A 21,902-nucleotide genomic window follows, 5' to 3' on the forward strand; every position below is an offset into this window, starting at 1 on the left:
CGTATGCCGTCAGTCGCCGGCGGGTGTGCCGGCGCCGCTGCCGCCGGTGGTCGGGTGGGCAGGCCCGCCGGTGGCCACGCCCGCGGCGGTCGGCACGCCTGCGCGGCGGGCGGCCAGGTCGGCGGCACCGATCATGCCCGCGTCGTTGCCGAGGAGCGCGGGGACGATCTCGGCCTGCCGGCGGTGCCCGCGCCCGGTGAGCTGGCGGCCGAACGCCACCCGGGCGGGCTGGAGCAGCAGGTCGCCTGCCTCGCTGACACCTCCGCCGATGACGATGAGCTCCGGGTCCAGCACGGCCACCAGGCTGGCCACGCCCTCGCCCAGCCAGCGGCCCAGGTCGGCGAAGAGCTCGATCGCCGCGGGGTCGCCCGCGGTCGCGGCCTGGGTCACCATGTGACCGGTGAGCCGCTCCGGGTCGCCCCCGCACAGGTCGCTCAGCGCGCCGGCGTGCGGACTGCCGCCGGCGACCAGCTCGCGTCCCTCACGCACGAGCGCGGTCCCGGAGGCGTAGGCCTCCAGGCAGCCCCGGTTGCCGCAGCCGCACCGGAGGCCCTCGGGCTGGACCCGCAGGTGGCCGATCTCGGCGGCGACCCCCTCCGACCCGCGCAACAGCTCACCGTCGCTGACGATCCCACCCCCGACGCCGGTGCCGACGGTCACCAGCAGCATGTCGTCCGCCTCCCGGGCACCACCGAAGCGGAACTCGCCCCAGGCTGCCGCGTTGGCGTCGTTCTCCAGGAAGATCGGTCGACCGACCGCCTCCTCCAGGCGTGCCTTGAGCGGCGCGTCGCGCCAGGCCAGGTTGGGCGCGAACAGGACGGTCCCGCCTGCCGCGTCGACGAACCCCGCACACGCCACGCCCACGGCCCCGACCGGCTCACCGCCACGCTCGCAGAGGTCGACCAGCTCGCGCACCAGGTCGGCGATGGCACCGGCGATGGCGTCCACGTCCTGGGCGGGGGTCACCCGCTCGCTGCGGTGGCGGAGTGTGCCGTCCTCGGCCACGGCGGAGCCCTTGATGCCCGTGCCTCCGACGTCGATCCCCAGGTTCATCATCAGCCGGTCGCCCTCTCCCGCGCCGGGGTGGAACCCGTTGGCGTGTCCTGCGTCCGGGGCGGACCCGCTGGCCTCTGCTGCGTCCGGGTCGGGCCGGTCCGGCGAGGATCCGCGGTGGGCCCGTGTCGCTCCTCGCACTCGTCCTCGTCCTCGTCGTCCCAGTCGATCAGGGCGTCGTCGGCGGGGGAACCTCTGTCGGGGCCGGGAACCTCGACGTCGTCGGTGCCGTCATCGGAGTGCGGTCCCTGCGCCGCGTCGCGCCGGGACTGGGCGAACAGCGAGAGACTCTCGGCCGCGGCGCTCAGCAGGTGAGCGATCGAGTCGATGGTGTCGGCACCGAGCGGACCGGCCGCCGCCTTCGCGCGGCACCACGGGCAGCCACGGCACACATGGTCCTCCCCGGCCACAGACTCCCCAGCCACAGACTCCCCAGCCACAGACTCCCCAGCCACAGACTCGCCGGGCCGCGGCTCCGCGGCGGCCCGCTCCCCCGCCTGCGACTCCTCCGGGAGCGACTCCTCCGGAACCGACTCCTCGGCCGCGGCCGCAGAGCGACGGGAGCGAGCGGCATACTCCGTGTCGTCGGGCACCGCGGACAGCCACCGCGCCGCCGCCTCGACCAGCTGCCGGGCCTCGCGCTCGACCTGCCCCCCGGTCTCCTCAGGCATGCTGCACCACGCGCTCGGACAGGGACCTCAACGCGGTGTCCACGATCATCTTCTCCGCCTTGCGCCTCATCGCTCCCAGCATCGGGATCTTCACGTCGACCTGCAGCTGGTAGACGACCTCGGTGCCCACGCCGTCCGGTGCGCCATCCATGTCGACGGCCGTCAGCTCGTAGGAACCGGTCATCGCCTTCAGGGAGCCGGCCCGCACCAGGTCCCACGACACCCTGCCCTCACCGCTCTCGGTGATCTGCCAGTCGTAGTCGAGCACGTAGGTGTCCTTGAGCAGGCCCGCCTCGAGGCTGAACTCCACCTCCTGGGCCCAGCCGCCGTCGTTCTCCGAGAGGACCTGCACCGAGGTGAAGTCGGCCCACTCGGGGTAGTTGTCGAAGTCGGAGATCACAGCGATCACCTGGTGCGGCGGTGCCGGGATCAGGATGCTGGACTCGGTGCGGTCGGCCATGAACGGCAGGGTATACCGGCGCGGCTACAGTGGGATTTCCCGTCGACACCCCCGTGTGCCAGGAGGCCCAGTGCAGGAGTATGAGGTCCCACCGTTGATCCCGCCCCGCGAGGAGGGCAACCTCTCGGACATCGTGCACGGCTGGGCGCAGCGGGACCCGCAGCGGCCCCTGTTGTCCCGGCAGGACGAGGGCGTATGGCGCGATGTCACCGCCGCGGACTTCTCCCGGGAGGTGCGGGAGCTGGCCAAGGGCTTCCTCGCCGCGGGCATCGAGGTCGGGGACCGGGTCGCGGTGATGAGCCGGACGCGCTACGAGTGGACGCTGACCGACTTCGCCCTGTGGACCGCGGGAGCCGTGCCGGTGCCCGTCTATGAGACCTCCTCAGCTGCGCAGACCGCGTGGATCCTGCAGGACTCCGGCGCCGTCGCCGTCGTGGTGGAGACCCCCCAGCACAGCCAGCTCGTCGCCGGCATCCGAGACGAGGTGCCGCAGCTGCGCGACGTGTGGCAGATCGACGCCGGCGGGCTCGACGAGCTGGTCACCGCCGGCGCCGAGGTTGCCGACGCGGACGTGGAGGCCCGCCGTAGCCAGCTGGACCGCTCCTCGCTCGCCACCGTCATCTACACCTCCGGCACGACGGGCCGACCCAAGGGTGCCGAGCTCACGCACAGCAACTTCCTGAGCCTGGGCGAGAACGCCATCGAGCGGTTGGAGCAGGTGGTGCGCAGCGATGGTGCCCGGACACTGCTGTTCCTGCCGCTGGCCCACGTCTTCGCCCGGCTGATCCAGGTCCTGGTCCTCCAGGCCGGCGCACAGCTCGGGCACTCCCCCGACGTGAAGAACCTGCTGCCGGACCTGGCGGCCTACCGGCCGACCTTCCTGCTGGCGGTCCCGCGCGTCTTCGAGAAGGTCTACAACGGCGCCGCCCAGAAGGCCACCGACGGAGGTCGCGGCGCGCTCTTCGCGCGGGCCGCGGACGTCGCCCAGCGCTGGAGCCGCGCCCAGGACACCGGAGGTCCGGGCCTGCTGCTGCGGGCCCAGCACCGGCTGTTCGACGCGTTGGTCTACCACAGGCTGCGGGAGGCCATGGGCGGCCGGGTCGTCTACGCGATCAGCGGCGGTGCCGCGCTCGGGGAGCGGCTCGGCCACTTCTACCGCGGCATCGGTCTGACGATCCTGGAGGGCTACGGCCTGACGGAGACGACCGCGCCCGTCTCGGTGAACACCCCGGAGCTCATCAAGATCGGCACGGTCGGCCGGCCGCTGCCGGGCGTGGGGGTGCGGGTCAAGGACGGTGAGGTCCTGGTGCGCGGCGTCAACGTGTTCCGTGGCTACCTCAACGATCCCGAGGCCACGGAGACCGCGCTCGACGAGGACGGCTGGTTCCGCACCGGTGATCTCGGCGAGCTCGACGAGCAGGGCTTCCTCACCATCACCGGACGTGCCAAGGAGATCCTGGTGACGGCCACGGGCAAGAACGTCTCCCCCGGTCCGCTCGAGGACCAGCTGCGCGCGACCCCGCTGATCTCCCAGGCCCTCGTGGTGGGTGAGGGCCGACCGTTCGTCGCCGCGCTCATCACCCTGGACCCCGAGGCCCTGCCCGGCTGGCTGGAGCGGCACGAGCTGGACGGCCTCCCGTTCGAGGAGCTGCGCCGCAACGACGTGCTGCTGGAGGCGGTCCAGCAGGCCGTCGACTCCGCCAACGAGTCGGTCAGCCGGGCGGAGTCCATCCGCAGGTTCGAGATCCTCGAGCACGACTTCACCGAGGAGAACGGCTACCTCACGCCGTCGATGAAGCTGAAGCGCAACCTCGTCACCCAGGACCTGGCCGACCAGATCGAGACGCTCTACTCCTGACCAGGGACGCCGCGCCGCGTTCCGCATGCAGCGCGAAGGGGCGCAGGTGGATCCACCTGCGCCCCTTCGTCCGTCAGCCCGCGAGCGGGTTCCGCTCAGCCGACCCCACCGCTGGTGCCACGGTTGTGCGGCACCTCGACCGTGACTGACGCGGTCGTGGTGTTGCCCGCCGCGTCGGTTGCCTCGTAGGTGATCGTGTAGACGGCGGTGCGCACCGCGCGCACCTGGAACTCGGTGTCGCTGACGACCTCGATGTCCGCGCCCTGCCCCTCAGCCGTCGCACCGACCAGGGTCACCGTCACCGGCTCGCCCGAGTCGTCGGTCGCCTCGACCGTCGTCTCCACATCCCGCCACCCGTTGTTCGGCGGCCAGATCTGCGGGCTGTCGACGGTGACGGTCAGCTCCGGCGGGGTGGTGTCCTCGGGCTCGTCGAACAGGTTGAGCCCGACCAGGACCGGGTCGTGGTCGCTGGAGCGGTAGGCGTCCGGGGCGTACAGCGCGTCCTGGGCGTCCTGCTTGAAGGACATGTCGTAGTCGATCAGGGACACCTCGTCGGCGTTGATCGTCCAGGGCACGGCTCCGGTCACCTTGCCGGCCAGTGTGTCGTTGGCCAGGGCGTGGTCCAGGTAGCCCAGCTGACCGTCGAACACGTAGGAGTAGGCGAGCTCACCGACGTGCTCGAGCAGCAGGTCGGTGTAGCCGCCCGCGACCAGGGCGTCGATCGGGTCCTCCTTGTCGTAGGCGTTCAGGTCACCGATGATCAGCGTGTTGTCCACACCGGTGCCGGTCGGGTCACCGGCCAGCCAGTCGACCATCGCCTCCGCGGCGTCGGTGCGGACGCCGTTGCAGTTGCCCTGACCGTTGGGGTCCTCCGGGTCACCGACGGCGTCGCAGGCCGACCCCTTGGACTTCAGGTGGTTCACCGCGACGGTGACCCCCTCACCGGTGGCGTTCTCCTGGAACGTCTGTGCCAGGGTCGGCCGGTTGAAGTCGTCCAGGAACCTCGGGTCGTCCTGCGAGGTCAGCGTCGCGAAGTCACCGACGGGGGTCACCGTCGACGGCTTGTAGATGAACGCCGTGGTGATCTCGTCCGTGCCGACGGTGCCGGTCGCGAGGTACGCGTACGTGCCCGCGCCGACCTCGGCGTTCAGCGCCTCGGTGAGCGTGGCCAGGGCGACGTCGTCGTTGTTCTCGATCTCGATCAGACCGACCACGTCGGCATCGAGCTGGGCCAGGGCGGCCACGATCTTGGCCTCCTGCCGGTCGAACTCCTCCGGCGTGTCCGCCCCGCGGCTGCCCAGGGTGGTGAAGTAGTTCAGCACGTTGAAGGAGGCGACCGTGAGGTCACCGCCGACCTCCGGCACCTCCGGACGCTGTGTCACGGGCGTGTAGTCCGCGCCCTGCGTCGGTTGGATGCGCCACAGGTCGAAGCGGTAGTCCAGCACCCCGGTCGCGTTGGTGACCAGGTCACCGCCGCGGAACAGGTTGTCCAGGGTGAACTCCTCCCCGTTGGGGTGGATTGCCGGGTCCGGGTTCTGGTTGCCGCGGCCGTCGTCGAGGGTGATCCGGTTCGCCAGGTTCTCGGCGAGCAGTGCCTCGGCCTCCGGCGAGCCCGGCTCGAACACGGCGGTCGGCTGGAACTGGCGCTCCGTGCCGAGGGCGATCTCGCCGAACCGGCCGTAGTTGAAGTACTCCAGGATGGTCAGGTCCTGGGGGAAGGTGACGCGCATGCCCTCGTAGGGCTCGGGGTCACCGAGCGGCAGGGTGAGCTCGACCGGAGCGGGCAGTTCGCCACCGGTGGCGCAGACCGCCACAGAGGCCGCGGTCACCTGGGTCATGCCGAAGTACTCGCTGACCGTGCCCGAGACACGGACACTGTCCCCGGCCGCCACGTCCGCACCGCCTGGGGCGTAGACGAAGATCCCGTCCGACGTCAGGGCGTCGCCGTCCCCGGCGTCCTGCACGTAGTAGCCGTCGAAGCCGCCGTTCTGGAAGTCGCCGACCACGGTGCCCTCGATGTCCACGGACTGGCCCTGGACCGGCGAGGCCGCGCCGGAGCCCTGCACGGCGCCGACCGCGGTCGCCGGGTCGCCGCAGGCACCGCCCGGCGGCGGCTCCTCGGTCTCGTACACCTCGTTCGGTAGCCCCGGCGTGTTCCACGCCTGACCCGGCGCCGGCGGCCCGTCGAAGCCCGGGAAGCCGGCCTTGTCGAAGTCGTTGCGCACCCAGTCGGCCGTCGTGTCGGTGTCGGTGCCGTCCGGGATGCGGGAGGCACCACCGGGGGTGAAGGCGGCACCGTCGTAGCCGTCGGTCAGGGCGGTCTCGGAGTAGATGAGGTCGCCGTCGTTGCCGTCGAGGACGGCAACCGAGTCCACCAGCTCGGCCCAGGCGGCGTTGTCGATCACACCGTCGAGGTCGGCATCCAGGACCGTGCCGGGGCCACCGGTGAAGCCGGAGACCAGCAGCAGCGTCAGCGTGCCGTTCTGGACGCGGTTGGCCGGCAGGTCGACCGACCAGAAGCCGGCCGCATCGGTTGTTCCGACACTGTCGACCGTGATGACCGAGCCGCGGGCGCTGGAGCTGCCGTCGCCCTCGACCTGGAGGATGGACAGGTCGGAGTAGTCGGTCTCGGGCGCGCCGTAGACCTCGTAGAACTCTGAGTCGGTGCCCGTGGTGTCGATGGAGAACTCGTTGAGGACCGGCCCGGCCGGCTCGACCGCCCCGCAGTCCACCGTGTGGCTCCCCAGACCGGTGATGTCGTTCTGCGGCAGGCCGGTCCACTCGGCGGCCGGGTCGAAGGCGTCGTCCGGGTTGACGTCACCGGAGCAGACGTCGGCGTTGCGGACCAGGGTCGCGTCCGCGGTGACCGTGGGCGGGGTCCCCCAGCTGCTGCCGGGGTCGGAGCCGCGCTGGCCGAGGGAGTCCACGACCGCGCCGTCCTGGCTGAGCACGACCGCGTCGTCACCGTTGAACTGCAGGTTGCCGGTCTGGTCCGGTGTGAACGCGAGCGCCCAGTCGGTGTGCGCGAGAACGTGCACCTCACCCGGGGCCACGGTGCCCTGCAGGGAGATGGTGTAGCCCACCGTCGTGCTGCCGTTCTGGTAGCCCTGGATGGCGTAGCCGCTCAGGTCCACCTCGGCTCCGGTGCCGTTGTAGATCTCGAGGGCCTTGTTGAAGCTGGAGCCCTCGATGTACTGACTGATGACGAGGCCGTCTGATGCCGCAGCAGCGGTTGTGCTGGCGTCCTCGGGAGCAGCCAGGGTCGGCAGGGCGGCAGCGCCATACAGTCCGGAGAGGACGAGCGAGGCCGCGCCGACAGCTGCTGTGCGCCGTCGTGTCACGCGTGTAGTCATGGATCGAACACCTTCGTTCTGGGCAGGGTGAACCCCGACTGTCCGGGATGTTCGCCGAGCCTAGAGCGCCCGACCGACGGTGGGGAAGAGCTTGCGGGAAGCGTTATGTGAACGACATGTGCCGGCCAGGTGAATCAGGCCGGGGGACGGCGCCCGAGCGGTGGCGGTAGGCCTCGTGCTCGACCGGCGGGTCGGCGAGCTGCTCGCCGGTGACCGGGTGGACCTAGCGTGGCACGTGGGCAGTCACAGCGTGCTCAACCAGTCGGCCCATCCGCGGAGCGCCTCGGACTCCGCCACGCCGAAGACTGCCGGGAAGGCCTCGTCGAGCGGGGTGCCGTCGGAGACCACGTCATAGAGCTCACGGAGCTGTTCCTCCGACCACGTCTCGGCGAGATAGGCGCAGGCGAGCCACGACAGGGCGTAGCCACGCCAGCTCGGGCCCCCGGACTCCTCCGGTCCCGCTCCCCCGTGCGTGGCCGCTCCCCCGTGCGTGGCCGCTCCCCCGTGCGTGGCCGCGCCCGGCTCGGGCCAGCCGGACGGCACGTCGCCGGCCCGCACACCGTCCAGCGCCGACCCTGCGATCGCGGCCGGGGCAAGCTCAGAGGTGCGGTGAGCGGTGTACTCGGCCAGTCCCTCCCCCAACCACGCAGGCACCGGACCATCGCCCTGCATGCTCAGGTGGGTCACCTCGTGGGTGAGCACCGCCTGTCGCCCCTCCGTCGTCAACCGGTCCCACGAGTCCGGGTGCACGACCACGTGCGCGTCGTCCCCAGTGCCCACCGTGACGGCCGGGGCCTGCTGACTCGCCGGTGCCCCACCGGTCAGCTCGGCGAACTCCTCGGCGGTGCCGGGCAGCACGACTTCGACGGGCCGGACCACCGACTCCTCCCCCCAGAGGGCCTCGACCCGCTCCAGCGCCGTGACGGTCATCGCCTCGTAGGCCTCGACGCGTTCCTGCGGGGCGGTCCCTCGCACCTCGGTCTGGGCCTCGGCGCAGGCGGCGAGCAGCAGGACGGCCACCACGGCAGCCCCTACCCTGCTGAGCCAACCCTGTGCCGTTCCCACGGCACCAGGCTAGAGCCGATGGGGCACCGACCCTGCCAACGTGCGTCACGGCATACCTCCCCAACTGGTGCCTGCCCCAGCGGGTGGCGGCTCAGCCGACGGCCGCCGACGGCACGGTGCTCTGCGCGCGGGCCGTGTGTGCCTCGGTGCGGCTGACCAGCCCCGCCCGCACGAACGCCTCCACGGCCTCGGTCTCCTCGAAGTCCAGCGGCATCATCGCCGGACGCTCGGGCATCGGCTCGGGCGCCCTGGTCGTCGGCTCCTCCAACCATGCCCTGGCCAGGACAGGCACGAAGCAGTCTCCGCAGTGCCGTCCGCGGACCGGGCACGACTCGCAGTCGATCGTCACGCTCATCGTTCTCACCTCCGTCTGGGTTCCAACTGATGTTCAAAAACGCTAGGGGCGGGGTCTGACACACCCTGTGGGAGCGGAGCGGCGGCGTGGTCGGCTCGTGCGTCACGGAGGGTGCGACACGCCCGGCGGCCGAAGCCCTGATCTCCCCCGGGACGGTGACCTGCATGCGACTGTTCAGTGGCCCGAACCTGTCGCCCACGGGATGTCTGCGCGGCTCTGTCGGTGGGCGGTCGTACGTTCGTTCCATGCAGATGGTGCAGGAGACATTCGACGACCTGGGGATCGCCCTGTCGGATGTCACGTTCGTGGTCGTCGACCTGGAGACCACTGGCGGCTCCCCCGCCGACTGCGGCATCACCGAGATCGGCGCCGTCAAGGTCCGCGGCGGGGAGGTGATCGGTGAGTTCCAGACCCTGGTGCGTCCGTCCACCGCGATCCCGGCCTTCATCACCGTCCTCACCGGCATCACCAACGCCATGGTGGCCGACGCGCCGCGCATCGAGTCCGCGCTGCCCGGCTTCCTCGAGTTCGCCCGCGGGTCGGTCCTGGTGGCCCACAACGCCGGCTTCGACATCGGTTTCCTCAAGGCTGCCGCCCACCAGACCGGACACGCGTGGCCCGGATTCGCGGTGCTCGACACCGTGCGCCTGGCCCGGCAGCTGGTGCACCGCGACGAGACGCCCAACCACAAGCTGTCCAGCCTGGCGACCCTGTTCGGCGCGACGACCACTCCAGACCACCGCGCCCTGCACGATGCCCGCGCCACCGTCGACGTGCTGCACGGCCTGATCGAGCGGGTGGGCAACCTGGGGGTCCACACCCTCGAGGAGCTGCAGAGCTACCACAGCCGGGTGACGCCGGCGCAGCGTCGCAAGCGGTTCCTGGCCGATGCGATGCCCTCCGCCCCGGGGGTCTATGTCTTCCGTGACCACCGCGGCGAGCCCCTCTATGTGGGCACTGCGGTCGACCTGCGGCGCCGCACCCGCACCTATTTCACGGCCTCGGAGACCCGCCGCCGGATGGCCGAGATGGTGGGGATCGCCGAGTCCATCACGCCGATCGTCTGCGCCACGCGGCTGGAGGCGCAGGTGCGCGAGCTGCGACTGATCGCCGAGCACAAGCCGCGCTACAACCGGCGTTCCCGCCACCCGGAGAAGGCGCTCTGGGTCAAGCTCACCGTGGAGCCCTTCCCCCGCCTGTCGATCGTCCGGCAGGTGCGCGCCGACGGGGCGCACTACGCCGGACCGTTCGGCTCCCGCAAGAGCGCCGAGGCGGCCGTGACGGCCGTGCACGAGGTCGTCCCGTTGCGGCAGTGCACCCAGGCCCTGTCCCTCACCTCCCGCAAGAGCGCCTGCGTCCTGTTCGACATGGGGCGCTGCGGCGGTCCGTGCATCGGCGAGCAGACCAGCGAGGAGTATGCCGACGTTGCCGGTCAGGCGGCGACCGCCCTGGTCGGGGATGGTCGGGGACTGCTCGCGGCGCTGCGCGCCAAGCTGGACTCCCTGGCCGAGCAGGAGCGGTTCGAGGACGCCACGACACTGCGCGACCGGATGCTGGCGCTCGTGCGGGCCACCGCCCGCGCCCAGCGGCTGGCGCCGCTGTCGTCGGCCCCGGAGATCGTGGCTGCCCGGCGCAGGGATGCCGGTGGCTGGGAGGTCGTCTGCGTGCGCTACGGGCGGCTCGCCGGCACGACGGTGACGCCCCGCGGCGCCGACCCGATGCCCTACATCGACGCGCTGCGAGCCACGGCCGAGGTGGTGACCGAGCCGACCGCCCCGGCCCCCGCAGCCCATCCGGAGGAGACTGAGCTGGTCCTCAAGTGGTTGGAGACGCCCGGCACCCGGCTGGTCACCCTGGAGGGCGAGTGGACCTGTCCGGTGGGCGGTGCCGGCGCGGCCCGTGCCGAGCTGGAGCCGATGTCGCGCCGCTGGAGCGAGTTCTCCGAGCCCTGGGGTGAGCCGCCCGCCGGGAAGCCGTTGGAGCGTCCACCGGGTGCGCTGCGCGTCACGCACTAGAGTGGGACCGTGATTTCCGCCATCGTGTTGATCAAGGCCGACGTGGCCCATATCCCCGAGGCCGCCCAGGCCATCGCCGAGATCGACGGGATCACTGAGGTCTACTCAGTGACCGGCAACGTCGACCTCATCGCGGTCGCGCGTGTGTCCAAGCACGAGGACTTCGCCGACGTCATCGCCGACCGGCTCAACAAGGTCGAGGGTGTGCAGGAGACCGAGACCCACATCGCCTTCCGCACCTACTCCTCCCAGGACCTCGAGGCCGCGTTCTCCATCGGCCTGGAGTAGCCGCACGCCACACGTCCCGTGTCTGAGCTCGTGCCGCTGACCGCCTGGAGCGGTCTGGAGGTCATGGGCCCGTTGTCCGGTGGACACCGCAACACCGTCCTGCTGGGTCGGCTGGGCGAGCACAGGGTCGTGATCCGACGCTCACGCCGGTCCGCGGAGTCTCTCGCGTGGGAGCTCGACCTCCTCGAGCACCTGCACACGGATGGTGTCGTGGTGCCGGAGACGGTCCCGACGGCCGACGGGCAGCGCCACCGGGACGGCTGGCACGTGCAGCTCCACATCGACGGTCGGGAGCCGGCGCCAGCGGATGATCAGGCCCTGCTCGCGGCGCTCCGCGACGTCCACGCCCGGACATCGGGGTGGCCACAGCGACCCGGCTCCCGGTCCGCGCGGGAGCTGCTCACCACGGAGGTGGGCGGGGACATTGACCTCTCCGCGGTGCCACCATCCCTGCGGGAGACTCTCCGCGCGGCCTGGGCGGTCGTTGATCCGCAGGCCCGGTGTGTCGTGCACGGTGACGCCGGCGGCGCCAACGCGCTCGTGCTTTCCGACGGTCGCTGCGCACTCCTCGACTGGGACGAGGCCCGCGTCGACGATCCCCTCTTCGACCTGGCCGCACCGAATGAGCCGCTGCACACGCGTGCCGCCCTGGCCTGGGAGATCGCCACCTGCTGGGTCGTCGAGCCCGACTACGCCAGGTCCCTGGTGTCTCGCCTGGAGTGAGCACCCGGCACGGGGACGTCCCGGACTCCTCGAACTCGGAAGGTAGCGTGACGCCGGGCCGAAGGGCCGCCCGGTCGCTAGGCACGACGCAGGAGACGTTGCGGGTGACCGCTCAGCGCCAGGCGCATCAGCCCGCTCGAGGCCACCCTCGCAGCCTGGGTGAACGGCAGACGGCGTGCCTGCCAGCGTGCCAGCCCGCCCCTCGCGCCGAGGGCGGACGCCAGGGAGAAGGCGTCGATGATGGCGTCGTTGGCGCCCCCGACCGAGGTTCGGCGTCATCGCGTGGGCGGCGTCCCCGATCACGACGTAGCGCCCACTCACGTAGCGCGCCATCGCCGGAGCGACCCAGACCCGCGTGGCGATGACGCGATCACCCCCGGCCCCCGCGAGCACCCGGGTCACTGCCGGTGCCGCTCGCGCGAACTGGTGACGCGCCTCCGTCAGTGCGACACCGGGGTCAATCGGCTCCGGGCCGAGGCTGCTCCGGTGGGCGGTGAACCAGTAGGCGCCACCATAGAGCGGCACGAGCCCGAAAAGTCCTCCGCTCCCCCAGTACTCACCCACCGAGTCCGACGCCGGCCGCTGCCCGGAGAGGCCGCGTAACGCGAGGTACGGTGTCGCCTTCCGTTCCGTGGCACCGGGACTGACGAGGCCACGCACCCGGCTCCGGACACCATCCGCACCGACCACGATGTGGCCGTCAAGCCGGCGGGGGTCGTCAACGAGCACGCGCTCGCGGCGCACGGTCGAGGGCACCGCAAGGTCGAGGGCGGCAAGCAGTTCCGGGCGAGGCACGATCGTCAGCGGCGCACGCCGCGGGGGCAGGAGCGGCCGCCCGGTCTGCAGGTCACGGACCGTGCCCTCCGCGAGGCGGACCGTATGCCGGTCCACCAGCTCTCCCGCGCCCAACCCTCGGAGTGCACGAGCGGCCGCCGGCCACAGGGTCAGCGCGCCACCGACCGGGGCTCGCTCGGGCTCGGCCTCGAGGACGGTCACGGCGAATAGAACGGGGTCGAGCACGGCGGCCAGGGTTAGACCGGCGATCCCGCCGCCGACGATCGTCACTCGGGTGCGCGAACTCATGGTTCACAGCGTGTCAGGTATGCCTTCGTCGCCTCACCGCGCCCCCGGTCACCCGAAGACAAGGGTTTCCACGCGCTCGGTGGACCGAGACGTCGCGTCTCCAAGCGCTCGGTGGGCGGAAATCTCGCCCCACGGCGCGCTCGGTCGAGTAGGGAAGGTCCGAGCCGGTCGGGGTCTGTCGCTCCCTCAGTGGGGGCTGGTTGCCGCGACCCAGCGGTCAATGACCGAGGAGGCGCTGCCGGAGTCGATCGACACGGCGGCCCGGGCGACTCCTCCGGCGATGAGGGCCTCGAACTCCTCCTGGGTCGTCGGTTCCTGGTGGGCGACGCTGGCAGCGGCTACCGCCAGGGCGGTGCCGGCGTTGAGCAGCACGGCGACGCGCGGCGCCCCCTCCTCGCCCTCGAACACGCGGCGCGCCACGCCCGCGTTGTGCTCGGCGTCGGCTCCGCGGAGCTCGGACACCGGGTGCGTCGTCAGCCCGACCATCTCGGGTGACAGGGTGAACTCGCGGACCTGCGCGCCGTGCACCCACCACACGCGAGAGCTGCCCGAGGTGGTCAGCTCGTCCAGGCCGTCGTCGCCGCGGAACACGGCGGCGTCCTTGCCGCGGCCGGCAAAGACCCCGGCCACGAGGGGCGCCATGCGGGCGTCCGCGACCCCGACCGCGGCATACCGCGGCTGGGCGGGGTTGGTCAGCGGCCCGAGGAAGTTGAACGCCGTCGCGATCCCCAGCTCCTTGCGCACCACCGCCGAGTGCCGGAACGAGGGGTGGAAGGTCAGCGCGAAGCAGAAGGTGATCCCGACCTCGTGGAAAATCCGGACGACCTCGTCCGGGGTCGCGTCGAGCCGGATCCCGAGCGCCTCGAGCACGTCGGCCGAGCCCGAGGAGGAGGAAGCGGCCCGGTTGCCGTGCTTGACGACCGGCACTCCCGCGCCGGCGGCCACGACAGAGGACATGGTGGAGATGTTCACTGTGTGGGCCCGGTCACCGCCGGTGCCGACGATGTCCAGGCTCGGGCCGTCCACCTCGAACCGGAGGGCGTGGGACAGCATCATGTCCGCCAGCCCCTGCATCTCGTCCGCGGTCTCCCCCTTGGCGCGCAGCGCGGCCAGGAACGCCGCCAGCCGCGCAGGAGAGGCCTCACCGAGCATGACCCGGTCCATCGCCCAGGCTGCTTCCTCGGTGGTCAGGTCGCCACCGGTGCAGAGCCTGGTCAGCAGGTCCGACCAGCTGGTGGTCGTCTCACTCACGGGCGGACGAGACCCGCGATGCCCTCGGCCAGCTCGGCCGGGCGCAGCGGGCGGGAGACCACGGCGTCGGCCTGTGACCACGCCGCGAGCCAGCCGTCACCGGGGCGTCCGATGAGCACCATGATCGGCGGGCAGTCGTGGATCTCGTTCTTGATCTGGCGGCACACGCCGAGGCCGCCGTAGGGCTGGGCCTCGCCGTCGAGGACGAGGACGTCGAACTCCTCCTCCTGGAGGGCCAGCATGACACCGTCCGCCGTGGCGCACTCGTGCCAGGACTCCACGGCCACACCCTCGGCCGGCCGGCGCCCCACCCCCATACGCACCGCGTCGCGCACGGCGCGGTCGTCGCTGAAGAGGAGGACGGAGATGCCTCTGACGGCGGAGCTGGCCTCGGTCTGGACGGTCATACCTGAATCGTACCCACCCGGCACGCAGCCCCGGGGAACCGGTCGCAGTGTCACCCCGGAGGCAGGTGCCGTCCGGCTCCGACGGGAGCTGCGGCATACCCGTTCCTGTCGGTTCTCGCACGCGGGCCACGCCCGAGGGGAGGGTCACTGTCCCTCGGCCCACCCGGTGAGCAATAATGGCGCGCGTGGCGATGACAACAGCAGCAACAGCAGGCGCACCAGGGCGTCCCCTGGAGGCGACCCAGGGTCCGGTGACCCGCCCGAGCCTCACCCAGGTCGGCACCATGGTGTGGTTGGGCAGCGAGATCATGTTCTTCGCGGGTCTCTTCGCGATGTACTTCACGATCCGCGCCGTCTCCACCGAGCTGTGGGACGAGAAGACCGCGATGCTCAACGTGCCGTTCGCGCTGACCAACACCCTGATCCTGGTGATCTCGTCGGTGTGGTGCCAGATCGGCGTGTTCAAGGCCGAGGAGAGCAAGGTCTCCCGCTCCGGCAGCCTGCTGGACGTCCGCGGGTGGGGCATGCGTGAGTGGTTCGTCCTCACCTACCTGTTCGGTGCCACGTTCGTCGCCGGCCAGATCTGGGAGTACGCCACGCTCATCAGCGAGGGCGTGATGATCAACTCCGACCCGTACGGCTCCGTGTTCTACATCACGACCGGCTTCCACGGCATCCACGTCGCCGGCGGCCTGCTCGCGTTCCTGCTCATCATCGGGCGGAGCTTCACCGCCAAGCGCTACACCTATGCCCAGAAGGTCGGTGCCCACGTCGTGTCCTACTACTGGCACTTCGTCGACGTCGTGTGGGTTGCCCTGTTCTTCGTCATCTACATCCTCCAATGAACCGCCGACCGTCCCGTCCCCTGACTGACCTACGACCGAGGAGCGCCGCGTGAGCAAGCTCGCCGCATACCGACGCAGCCCGATCGCCCTGATCGTCCTGCTCTTCCTGGGCCTTGCCTTCACCGGCACCGCCTACGCGGCCCTGCAGCCGACCGCCCCGTCTGACACCTACGCCGCATCGGGTGCCGCCGCCGACGACGTCGAGGAGGGCCGCAAGCTCTTCCTCGCCAACTGCGCCAGTTGCCACGGCACCAACGCCGAGGGCAAGACCGGCGTCAACACCGCTGGCCCCTCGCTCGTGGGCGTCGGCTCGGCAGCCGTCGACTTCCAGGTCGGCACCGGTCGTATGCCGATGGCCGCCCCCGGCGTGCAGGCGGCGGACAAGCCGACGGTGTTCACCGACAAGCAGATCGACCAGCTCGGCGCCTTCGTCGACTCCCTCGGCCCCGGCCCGTCGGTGCCCGACGCCCAGTACACCGACCTGGTCAACGCGGACATCGCCAACGGCGGCAAGATCTTCCGCACCAACTGCGCGATGTGCCACAACTCCTCCGCGCAGGGCGGCGCCCTGACGCGGGGCAAGTACGCCCCGAGCCTGATGAACGTCGAGCCCAAGCACATCTACGAGGCCATGCTCACCGGCCCGCAGTCGATGCCGGTCTTCAACGACGCCACGCTCCAGCCGCAGGAGAAGGAAGACGTCATCGCCTTCATCAAGAACATCGAGGAGGGCGGCAACGAGTACGGCGGCCACAGCCTCGGCTCGCTCGGCCCGGCCGGTGACGCCCTCTTCATCTGGACCATCGGTATCGGCCTGTTGATCGCGGCGGCGGTCTGGCTCGGACGAAAGGCTGCCTGAGCACGATGAGTGACGACCAGATCGCGGTGCACGACCCGCACGCGAAGCCGGCGACCTACGTCGAGGCTGACGCCGTCGACCGGTTCGAGAACCCGGGACTGCCCCCGCACCGTCCACGTCGCGCCGACGTGGACGAGCAGGCCGCCAAGCGCGCCGAGCGCCAGGTGGCCACCATGTTCACCCTCTCCATCCTGGGCACCCTCGGGTTCCTGGTCTGCTACTTCGTGGTGGACCCGGAGCTGCGCGGCTCGCTCCTGGTGATCGGTGAGATGAACCTGTACCACCTGATTCTCGGGTTGACCATGGCGGCCTCCCTGCTGTTCATCGGCCTGGGCGCGGTCCACTGGGCCAAGACCCTCATGCCCGACACCGAGGTGGTCGAGGAGCGGCACCTGCAGGCCTCCGACCAGGAGTCCCGCGACGAGGCGGCAGGCATCCTCTCCGACGGCTACCGCAGCGCCCAGCTGCACCGTCGTCCCGTCCTCCTGCTCACCGCCGGAGGTGCGCTGAGCCTGTTCGCGCTGCCGATGGCCCTCCAGGTCGCCGGTGGCCTGGGCCCGCTGCCCGGCGACACGCTGGAGTCGACCGTGTGGAAGCGCGGTATGCGGCTCATGATCGACCCCTCTGGCGCCCCGATCCGCCCGGAGCAGGTCACCCAGGGCTCGGTGATCCACGTGATGCCCGAGGGCTACGTGGGTGACACGCACGGTGAGGACGCACCCAGTGCACTGGAGATCATGGAGGCCAAGGCCACGGCCTCGGTGCTCCTGGTCAAGTTGAACCCGGAGGACATCCAGAGCCAGAAGCAGCTCGACTGGGGTGTCGACGGCATCGTCGCCTACTCCAAGATCTGCACCCACGTCGGTTGCCCGGTGGCGCTCTACGAGCGGCAGACGCATCACCTGCTCTGCCCGTGCCACCAGTCGACCTTCGACATGACCAACGACTGCGAGGTCATCTTCGGCCCCGCCAAGCGGCCGCTTCCCCAGCTGCCGATCATGGTGGAGAATGGATACCTCGTTGCGGCCGACGGCTTCGCCGAGCCGGTCGGCCCGAGCTACTGGGAGCGTGGCTGATGACGACCATCCCGCAGGGCGCTGAAGCGGTCCGGGACCGGACACCGACCGGGACCTCCAGCGACGACGCACGACCCAGCCTGCCGCCGCCCCTGGTGTGGGCCGACGACCGCCTCGGGGTCGCCAAGGGCATGGGCCTGTTCAAGAAGGTCTTCCCCGACCACTGGTCCTTCCTCCTGGGCGAGATCGCGATGTACTCGATGATCATCTGCCTGATCACGGGGACCTTCCTGACCTTCTGGTTCGTGCCGAGCATGGGCCACGTGATCTACGACGGCTCCTACGTGCCGCTGAAGGGTGTCGGGATGAGCGAGGCCTATGCCTCGACCCTGGACATCTCCTTCGACATCAAGGGTGGCCTGCTGATCCGCCAGCTGCACCACTGGGCGGCGCTGCTGTTCATCGTGGGCATCGCGCTGCACGTGGCACGCGTGTTCTTCACCGGGGCGTTCCGCAAGCCGCGCGAGCTCAACTGGGTGATCGGCACCGTCCTGTCGCTGTTGGCCATCATCGAGGGCTTCGCCGGCTACTCCCTGCCGGACGACCTGCTCTCCGGCACCGGCATCCGGGCAATGAACGGCTTCATGTCCTCCGCCCCGGTCATCGGCACCTACATGACGTTCTTCGTCTTCGGCGGCGAGTTCCCGGGCGAGGCGATCATCCCGCGCCTCTACATCGCCCACGTGCTGCTGCTGCCGGCGCTGCTGGTGGGGCTGTTCGCGGTCCACATCTTCCTGGTCTTCTGGCACAAGCACACGCAGTACCCCGGACCGGGCCGGACCAACACCAACGTGGTCGGTTTCCCGCTCATGCCGGTCTACACCGCCAAGGCCGGTGGCTTCTTCTTCATCGTGTTCGGCATCACCGCGCTGATCTCGGCCACAGTGACGATCAACGCGGTGTGGGCCTACGGTCCCTACGATCCCTCGCAGGTCACCGCCGGTTCACAGCCGGACTTCTACATGTGGTTCTCCGACGGTGCGCTGCGGCTGTTGCCGGGCTGGCTCGAGTTCGAGCTGTGGGGCTTCACCTGGAGCTTCAACATCTTCCTCGGGTCGTTGCTCCTGCTGCCGCTCGTGTGGATCATCCTGGGCGTCTACCCGTTCATCGAGAAGTGGGTCACCGGCGACAACCGGGAGCACCACCTGCTGGACCGTCCGCGCAACGCCCCGGTCCGCACGGCCATCGGCGCCGCCGCGATCTCGATCTACCTCGTACTCGCGATCGCCACGATCAACGACATCCTCGCGATCAAGCTGCACCTGTCGATCAACGACATCACGGTCGCCCTGCGGATCGCGTTCTTCCTGCTGCCGGTCATCGTCTTCATGGTCACCAAGCGGTTGTGTCTGTCCCTGCAGCGCGCCGACCGGGACCTGGTGCTCCACGGCACCGAGACCGGCCGCATCCAGCGCACCCCGGAGGGCCGCTTCTACGAGGTCCACGAGGACCTCGACGCCCACGACCGCTGGCACCTGGTGCAGCACGAGGCACAGCACCCGCTGTCGCTCACCGCTGGCCCGGACACGGACGAGTACGGCGTGGCGAAGCCGCGTGGCATGGCCTTCAAGGTGCGCCGTGCCCTGTCGGAGTTCTACTTCCGGGACCGCGTCGACCCGGTCACCCCCTCCGAGCTGGCCGCCGCCCACCACCACGGTGAGGCGGAGGCGCTGCCGGGTGGACACGCCGAGGCGATCGAGGAGGCACGGGCGGAGGAGACCCTGAGCCTCCGCTCGGACGACCGTCACTGAGACGGCTGCCCACAACGCACGGTCCTGATGGCCGTGGTGCCGGTCGGCACCACGGCCATCAGGCTCTCAGACGGTATGCCGGACGCTCGCCCGAGTGCACCGGTGACAGGGAGAGGACGAGCACGACGTGACGACCCCCGAGACGGGACCTGACTCGTCTGACGAGCACCGACGCGCCGATGGGCTCGATGAGAACCGGCACGCCGATGGGCCCGACGAGCACCGGCACGCCGATGAGGGGGCGCTCCCCCAGGATCCGGTGGAGATGAGCCGCGAGGAGTTCGAGGAGGCGGTCGGTGATGCGCTGGACCAGGTCCCTGTGCAGCTCATGGACCTTCTCGACAACGTGGTGTTCTTCGTCGAGGACGAGCCCCCGGCCGATGACCCGGATCTCCTCGGCGTGTACGACGGTGTGCCGCTGACCGAGCGGGACGACATGTTCGGTGGTGCCATGCCCGACCGCATCACGATCTTCCGGGGACCGACGCTGCGGATGTGCGAGGACCGCGAGGACGTGATCGACGAGGTCGCCGTCACCGTCGTGCACGAGATCGCCCACCACTTCGGCATCGATGACGAGAAGCTGCACGCCCTGGGCTGGGGCTGAGCGCGCACCACCCAGCCCGCCGATGCCCCGATCCCCCGCCGACACCGGCGTGCACCTCCTCGAGACGATCACTGCGCAGGTCGAGGTGCGCCTGCGGCCGTCCGCCTCCCCCTGTGCACGTGCATCGATCCTTCGCACCCGCCTCGGCTTGGTTCAGGCGTCAGCGAACACGACCTTTCTGGGCAGGCACGGTGTTGCCTCATATGGGTGGGGTCGGTGCGTGGTTCTCCTATGCGCATGCGCATGCGTGGGTGCCGCTCCGCTCCTCCGCACCGCTGCTCACGCAGTGGGTCACCTTCGCTGGTGGCACGTCAAGCGAGGGGTTGTGGTCGAAGAAGCCGAAGGGAGCGAGCAGGAAGCCCGCGCGCTCGACCGGCATGATGGGCCAGTCCTCGAGTCTCGGCACATGGGTGATGCCGAAGACGTGCCAGAGGGTGACGTCGGTCGAGTCGAGTGGCCGACCCTGAGCAGTCCAGGCGGGCAGACCCTTGCCCTCACCGCTCTGGAACGGATAGTCGCCCGCGGGGTAGCGCTCGTCGGCGTCGGTGGCCGTAACCCACACATCCGCATACATGAACCCGGCCCGCTTGCCGATGCTCGATGTCGGCTCCGCGACGGGGGTCACCGGATTCTTCGGGATCAACTTGTACGCGACGGGCCGCCCCATCTTGTTGAGCTTCTGCGGGTTGACGACCTTCCAGTACCTGGCGGAAGCGGGATTGATAAACCGCTGGCTCTCCCCCTCATCTCGCACCTGCACGATCTTCTCGACGAAGGATCCTCCGTAAGGATTCAGAGGGCCCCGCTCGGGAGCGACCGCGTCCACCTCGAAAACGCTGTTCTGCGTGCCGTCGAGGTCGAGGTCGAGTCTGGCGCAGAAGACATGCTGATGGTGCGGGGCGATTAGACCTGGCTGCACGGCGGTTCCGAAGATCGCCTCCTGTCCCGGGTGCTGGGCAAGGGTGAGCACTATGCCTGTGAATTTCACCTCGAACTCGATGCCACCGTCCTGGTAGAAGTACCAGTAATAGGCGTACTCGTAATTGTCGATGGTGTAGATCGAGGAGACGACGAAGCGACGGCCGCGGCGCACCTCAACGCTGCCGTCGGTGTCGGTGTGCTTCCACAAAATTCCGGTGTCCTCTTCGTGGACGCAGATGGCGTTGCCGATCGTACGCACCCCTCCGAGGTTGTCGACGTACCAGGCATCTATGTAGTGGATTTGGCCAAGGCAGTCGCAACCGAGGGTAAGTGAGTTGGTGTTAATGCCCATGAATATCTCGCCTGTATCGAAGGCGTTCTTGCGATAGGAGCCCGGACTGGGATCGGCGTAGGGGATCACGAGCTCTGCCATCGAGAGCCGGTGCGCGATCTTGCGTTCCAGTCCCCCGTCGTTGTATCTCACGTCGTGGATGAGCAAGCCCTCACGCGGGCAGAAGCCGACCCGCATCTGCCAGTTTTGCCAGCGGAGCAGGTGGCCCTCGGCGGTGAAGCCCGCCCCCTGCGGCTGCGTAATCTCGAGTGGCGCAACATGACGGTCGGGCTGCATGACCGAGGCGCGGTAGTCCCCCGCCTCCTGGGGCACCGGTATGCGTTCGTGCTCCTCGATCTCAAGCAGTTCGAGGGTGTCAAGGTCGATCACCGCGTACAGCCCGTGGATCGGATGGGCGTAGGGGTTACCCGTCGGCGTCTTACGCTCCCAGCACGGCGTGTAAACGACGCGGCGACCGGCGAAGCGATCAGGCAACAGGCCGCCGAACGGCCAGGCCTCGAGATGGATCTGGCTACCCTCGTCAAGGCCGCGCGCACGCAGTCCCTCCACGAATACCTGGCTGGAGCGCGCGAGGTCGAGTGCGGCGTCGACCTGGGCGACGAGCATCGGGGCGCTCGCTCCCGGAACCAAATTCCACGCGCACAGTTCATCTTGCGAGAGGTCAACCCGCGCCTCGTAGAGCTCCCGGCTGCCATGCCGCCAGAGCGCCGCGCGGGCCCGGCGATGGGGCGCGCCCGCGGCGAGTTCTTCCTTGCCAGGCTCGTCGAGCGCGACGCTGACGAAGAGATCCGAGGGAACCGACTCCTCGCAGGCGCGCACCAGTTCGACGGCACGCGCGAGTTCTGCCCCATTCAAGGGATCTAGCGGGTGGGGGGTGGCCCCGTACGTATCGGGCATTTCTCCAGGTCC

19 protein-coding genes are annotated in these 21,902 nt (G+C 70.0%); 10 read left to right on the top strand and 9 right to left on the bottom strand.

What is annotated here, in order from left to right; all coding sequences use genetic code 11:
• Nucleotides 1-9: 9 nt before the first annotated feature.
• Genes DA085_RS10850 through DA085_RS10860 form a run of 3 tightly spaced genes read right to left on the bottom strand, consistent with a single transcriptional unit; the run spans nt 10 to nt 2,184 of the window.
• On the bottom strand, nt 10-1,056 hold the full coding sequence (locus DA085_RS10850) for an ROK family glucokinase (protein WP_202619191.1): 1,047 nt from the start codon (nt 1,054-1,056) through the stop codon (nt 10-12).
• A complete protein-coding gene (locus DA085_RS20965; RefSeq protein WP_154402174.1) occupies nt 1,056-1,724 on the bottom strand; it encodes a hypothetical protein in 669 nt (222 codons plus the stop codon). The genes DA085_RS10850 and DA085_RS20965 overlap by 1 nt, the downstream gene beginning before the upstream one ends.
• Entirely contained in the window at nt 1,717-2,184 is a 468-nt protein-coding gene (locus DA085_RS10860; protein WP_109472985.1) for an SRPBCC family protein, read from the bottom strand. The genes DA085_RS20965 and DA085_RS10860 overlap by 8 nt, the downstream gene beginning before the upstream one ends.
• Nucleotides 2,185-2,254: 70 nt before the next feature.
• Here DA085_RS10860 and DA085_RS10865 point away from each other — a divergent pair, with 70 nt between their 5' ends.
• Entirely contained in the window at nt 2,255-4,042 is a 1,788-nt protein-coding gene (locus tag DA085_RS10865) for an AMP-dependent synthetase/ligase (protein WP_237565451.1), read from the top strand.
• A gap of 95 nt (nt 4,043-4,137) precedes the next feature.
• Here the strand turns inward: DA085_RS10865 and DA085_RS10870 are convergent, their stop codons facing one another.
• The 3 genes from DA085_RS10870 to DA085_RS10880 all read right to left on the bottom strand — a co-directional run bounded on the left by DA085_RS10870 (nt 4,138) and on the right by DA085_RS10880 (nt 8,815).
• The gene (locus DA085_RS10870; protein ID WP_109472987.1) at nt 4,138-7,395 is read right to left on the bottom strand and encodes an ExeM/NucH family extracellular endonuclease; all 3,258 of its coding nucleotides are present in this window, start codon (nt 7,393-7,395) and stop codon (nt 4,138-4,140) included.
• 243 nt (nt 7,396-7,638) lie between these two features.
• Nucleotides 7,639-8,460 (bottom strand): hypothetical protein, encoded by an 822-nt coding sequence (locus tag DA085_RS10875; protein WP_154402175.1) that lies wholly within the window; start codon nt 8,458-8,460, stop codon nt 7,639-7,641.
• 91 nt (nt 8,461-8,551) lie between these two features.
• Entirely contained in the window at nt 8,552-8,815 is a 264-nt protein-coding gene (locus DA085_RS10880) for a hypothetical protein (protein ID WP_109472989.1), read from the bottom strand.
• A 245-nt stretch (nt 8,816-9,060) separates the two neighbouring features.
• On the opposite strand from DA085_RS10880, the gene DA085_RS10885 reads away from it, so the two are divergent.
• From DA085_RS10885 to DA085_RS10900, 4 genes are all read left to right on the top strand, one after another.
• On the top strand, nt 9,061-10,830 hold the full coding sequence (locus DA085_RS10885) for a DEDD exonuclease domain-containing protein (protein ID WP_109472990.1): 1,770 nt from the start codon (nt 9,061-9,063) through the stop codon (nt 10,828-10,830).
• A gap of 9 nt (nt 10,831-10,839) precedes the next feature.
• Nucleotides 10,840-11,118 carry an Lrp/AsnC family transcriptional regulator gene (locus tag DA085_RS10890; protein WP_109472991.1) on the top strand — a complete coding sequence of 93 codons (279 nt, stop codon included), beginning with the start codon at nt 10,840-10,842 and terminating at the stop codon, nt 11,116-11,118.
• 18 nt (nt 11,119-11,136) lie between these two features.
• A complete protein-coding gene (locus DA085_RS10895; protein WP_109472992.1) occupies nt 11,137-11,841 on the top strand; it encodes a phosphotransferase enzyme family protein in 705 nt (234 codons plus the stop codon).
• A gap of 693 nt (nt 11,842-12,534) precedes the next feature.
• Nucleotides 12,535-12,846, top strand: coding sequence for a hypothetical protein (locus DA085_RS10900; RefSeq protein WP_109472993.1), 312 nt, complete (start codon nt 12,535-12,537; stop codon nt 12,844-12,846).
• A gap of 264 nt (nt 12,847-13,110) precedes the next feature.
• Here DA085_RS10900 and trpD read toward each other — a convergent pair whose 3' ends face one another.
• Nucleotides 13,111-14,175 carry an anthranilate phosphoribosyltransferase gene (gene trpD / locus DA085_RS10905; RefSeq protein ID WP_109472994.1) on the bottom strand — a complete coding sequence of 355 codons (1,065 nt, stop codon included), beginning with the start codon at nt 14,173-14,175 and terminating at the stop codon, nt 13,111-13,113.
• Entirely contained in the window at nt 14,172-14,582 is a 411-nt protein-coding gene (locus DA085_RS10910; protein ID WP_109472995.1) for a response regulator transcription factor, read from the bottom strand. Before DA085_RS10910 ends, trpD begins: the two co-directional genes overlap by 4 nt.
• Nucleotides 14,583-14,773: 191 nt before the next feature.
• Here DA085_RS10910 and ctaE point away from each other — a divergent pair, with 191 nt between their 5' ends.
• The 5 genes from ctaE to DA085_RS10935 all read left to right on the top strand — a co-directional run bounded on the left by ctaE (nt 14,774) and on the right by DA085_RS10935 (nt 19,720).
• Nucleotides 14,774-15,427, top strand: a complete 654-nt coding sequence (ctaE, locus tag DA085_RS10915) for an aa3-type cytochrome oxidase subunit III (RefSeq protein WP_109473102.1) — start codon at nt 14,774-14,776, stop codon at nt 15,425-15,427.
• 49 nt (nt 15,428-15,476) lie between these two features.
• Nucleotides 15,477-16,286 (top strand): cytochrome bc1 complex diheme cytochrome c subunit, encoded by an 810-nt coding sequence (qcrC, locus tag DA085_RS10920; RefSeq protein WP_109472996.1) that lies wholly within the window; start codon nt 15,477-15,479, stop codon nt 16,284-16,286.
• 5 nt (nt 16,287-16,291) lie between these two features.
• Nucleotides 16,292-17,362 carry a cytochrome bc1 complex Rieske iron-sulfur subunit gene (gene qcrA / locus DA085_RS10925; protein ID WP_109472997.1) on the top strand — a complete coding sequence of 357 codons (1,071 nt, stop codon included), beginning with the start codon at nt 16,292-16,294 and terminating at the stop codon, nt 17,360-17,362.
• Complete coding sequence (qcrB, locus tag DA085_RS10930; protein WP_109472998.1) at nt 17,362-19,113, top strand: cytochrome bc1 complex cytochrome b subunit; 1,752 nt, start codon at nt 17,362-17,364, stop codon at nt 19,111-19,113. The genes qcrA and qcrB overlap by 1 nt, the downstream gene beginning before the upstream one ends.
• A 265-nt stretch (nt 19,114-19,378) precedes the next feature.
• Nucleotides 19,379-19,720: a metallopeptidase family protein gene (locus DA085_RS10935; protein WP_109473103.1), complete on the top strand. Its 342-nt coding sequence runs from the start codon at nt 19,379-19,381 to the stop codon at nt 19,718-19,720.
• Between the two features lie 229 nt (nt 19,721-19,949).
• Here the strand turns inward: DA085_RS10935 and DA085_RS10940 are convergent, their stop codons facing one another.
• Nucleotides 19,950-21,890: a primary-amine oxidase gene (locus DA085_RS10940; RefSeq protein WP_109472999.1), complete on the bottom strand. Its 1,941-nt coding sequence runs from the start codon at nt 21,888-21,890 to the stop codon at nt 19,950-19,952.
• Nucleotides 21,891-21,902 lie beyond the last annotated feature (12 nt).

The organism is Ornithinimicrobium cavernae (genome assembly GCF_003121625.1).
GTDB classification, from domain to species: domain Bacteria; phylum Actinomycetota; class Actinomycetes; order Actinomycetales; family Dermatophilaceae; genus Ornithinicoccus; species Ornithinicoccus cavernae.

Coding starts and splice junctions, on each gene's coding strand:
- ctaE (WP_109473102.1), top strand. CDS start 14,774: ATGACAACAGCAGCAACAGCAGGCGCACCAGGGCGTCCCCTGGAGGCG.
- qcrB (WP_109472998.1), top strand. CDS start 17,362: ATGACGACCATCCCGCAGGGCGCTGAAGCGGTCCGGGACCGGACACCG.
- DA085_RS10940 (WP_109472999.1), bottom strand. CDS start 21,890: ATGCCCGATACGTACGGGGCCACCCCCCACCCGCTAGATCCCTTGAAT.
- DA085_RS10850 (WP_202619191.1), bottom strand. CDS start 1,056: ATGATGAACCTGGGGATCGACGTCGGAGGCACGGGCATCAAGGGCTCC.
- DA085_RS10880 (WP_109472989.1), bottom strand. CDS start 8,815: ATGAGCGTGACGATCGACTGCGAGTCGTGCCCGGTCCGCGGACGGCAC.
- DA085_RS10860 (WP_109472985.1), bottom strand. CDS start 2,184: ATGGCCGACCGCACCGAGTCCAGCATCCTGATCCCGGCACCGCCGCAC.
- DA085_RS10935 (WP_109473103.1), top strand. CDS start 19,379: ATGAGCCGCGAGGAGTTCGAGGAGGCGGTCGGTGATGCGCTGGACCAG.
- DA085_RS10910 (WP_109472995.1), bottom strand. CDS start 14,582: ATGACCGTCCAGACCGAGGCCAGCTCCGCCGTCAGAGGCATCTCCGTC.
- DA085_RS10870 (WP_109472987.1), bottom strand. CDS start 7,395: ATGACTACACGCGTGACACGACGGCGCACAGCAGCTGTCGGCGCGGCC.
- DA085_RS20965 (WP_154402174.1), bottom strand. CDS start 1,724: ATGCCTGAGGAGACCGGGGGGCAGGTCGAGCGCGAGGCCCGGCAGCTG.
- DA085_RS10885 (WP_109472990.1), top strand. CDS start 9,061: ATGCAGATGGTGCAGGAGACATTCGACGACCTGGGGATCGCCCTGTCG.
- qcrA (WP_109472997.1), top strand. CDS start 16,292: ATGAGTGACGACCAGATCGCGGTGCACGACCCGCACGCGAAGCCGGCG.